The following is a 1,161-nucleotide window of genomic DNA, read 5'->3' on the forward strand; positions in this document are numbered from 1 at the left end:
CCCTACCGGGCAGCGGTCAAGGCTGTGCTGCCCCAGGCCCGTATCGTGGTCGATAAGTTCCATGTGGTGCGCATGGCGAACGATGCCCTGGAAAAGGTCCGCAAGGGCCTCAGAAAGGAGCTGAAACCCTCCCAGAGCCGGACTCTCAAGGGAGACCGGAAACTCCTGCTGAAACGCGCTCACGAAGTATCAGACCGGGAACGCCTCATTATGGAGACCTGGACTGGCGCATTCCCGCAACTGCTGGCCGCCTACGAGCACAAGGAGCGCTTCTACGGCATCTGGAATGCCACCACACGGCCACAGGCAGAAGCCGCCCTGGACGACTGGATAGCCACCATTCCGAAGGGCCAGAAGGAAGTCTGGAGCGATCTGGTCAGGGCTGTAGGCAACTGGCGCGAAGAGATCATGACTTACTTCGAGACGGACATGCCCGTCACCAACGCTTACACGGAGTCCATCAACCGACTGGCGAAGGACAAGAACCGTGAAGGGCGTGGTTACTCCTTCGAGGTGATGCGGGCACGAATGCTGTACACCACGAAGCACAAGAAGAAGCCCCCGACTGCAAAGGTCTCTCCGTTCCACAAGAAAACCATCGGTTACGGACTGCCGGACTTCGCAGAGGAACTCAACTACGGGGTCGATCTATCAACCATCTGAGGGTGGTATCAGGTTGGTGGGGTGAAGATGCCCAATCAACCATTAAATCCGTATACCCAGAAAAACCTGAAAAAGAAATTCAAGCGGTTCTATCAGTTTGGTTTTACCGGTACGCCCATCTTCCCGAAAAACGCGTTGGGTGCGGAAAACACCGCCAGCGTGTTTGGTCGCGAGCTGCACGCTTATGTCATCACCGACGCCATTCGGGATGAAAAGGTGCTCAAGTTCAAGGTGGATTACAACGATGTGCGCCCCAGGTTCAAGGCGATAGAAACCGAGCAGGATGAGAAAACGCTAAACGCCGCCGAGAACCGCCAGGCTTTACAGCACCCGGACCGCATTCGGGAGATTTCTCGCTATATCCTGCACCACTACCGCCAGAAAACGCATCGCCTGCAGGGTAACAACCAGGGCTTTAACGCTGACGGATCCCCACGAAATAGATAAGAAAATCAGGATGATATGATTGAAAAGGCCTGCATGGGTCGGCATGTTGTT

Annotated in this window: 2 protein-coding genes; both read left to right on the forward strand. The window is 55.4% G+C overall.

Going from position 1 to position 1,161, the window contains the following annotated elements; translation table 11 throughout:
- Positions 1 to 663 (forward strand): transposase (locus tag CWI66_RS17545; RefSeq protein WP_198517615.1); only part of this gene is annotated, 663 nt, incomplete at its 5' end.
- 27 nt (positions 664 to 690) lie between these two features.
- Positions 691 to 1,110 (forward strand): hypothetical protein, encoded by a 420-nt coding sequence (locus CWI66_RS17555; protein WP_198517616.1) that lies wholly within the window; start codon positions 691 to 693, stop codon positions 1,108 to 1,110.
- The last annotated feature ends 51 nt before the right edge of the window (positions 1,111 to 1,161 follow it).

The sequence above is a fragment of the Halomonas sp. 141 genome (assembly GCF_002810305.1).
GTDB lineage: Bacteria > Pseudomonadota > Gammaproteobacteria > Pseudomonadales > Halomonadaceae > Vreelandella > Vreelandella stevensii.